Here is a 425-nt window from a genome sequence, read left to right on the forward strand (position 1 = left end):
CTTAGCAGTGTTTACTGCATCGTTAGTTGTTGCTTTATTAATGTTAGCCTTAGCGTTATTTGCATCAGCGTTGGCGTCAGTAGTTAACTTAGCTTTCTCTTCGTCAGTTAAGTTAGACTTGTTGATTTCGTCAATCTTTTTAGCTAAAGCATCATCAATTGCCTTGTTGGCATCATCTTTAGTTGCAGAAGTATCAGGAACCTTAACTTTGTTAAGCGTGTCAACACCATTTTCCTTAGCAGTGTTTACTGCATCGTTAGTTGTTGCTTTATTAATGTTAGCCTTAGCGTTATTTGCATCAGCGTTGGCGTCAGTAGTTAACTTAGCTTTCTCTTCGTCAGTTAAGTTAGACTTGTTGATTTCGTCAATCTTTTTAGCTAAAGCATCATCAATTGCCTTGTTGGCATCATCTTTAGTTGCAGAAG

The 425-nt window shown here is 37.6% G+C and carries 1 protein-coding gene; it reads right to left on the reverse strand.

The genetic code is table 11. The features are described 5' to 3' along the window. Positions 1 to 425, reverse strand: a 425-nt coding sequence (locus tag CP370_RS09360) for a DUF1542 domain-containing protein (RefSeq protein ID WP_143467896.1), incomplete at both ends; no start/stop codon positions are given.

This window comes from Lactobacillus sp. UMNPBX19 (assembly GCF_002553805.1).
In the GTDB taxonomy this organism is placed as follows: domain Bacteria; phylum Bacillota; class Bacilli; order Lactobacillales; family Lactobacillaceae; genus Lactobacillus.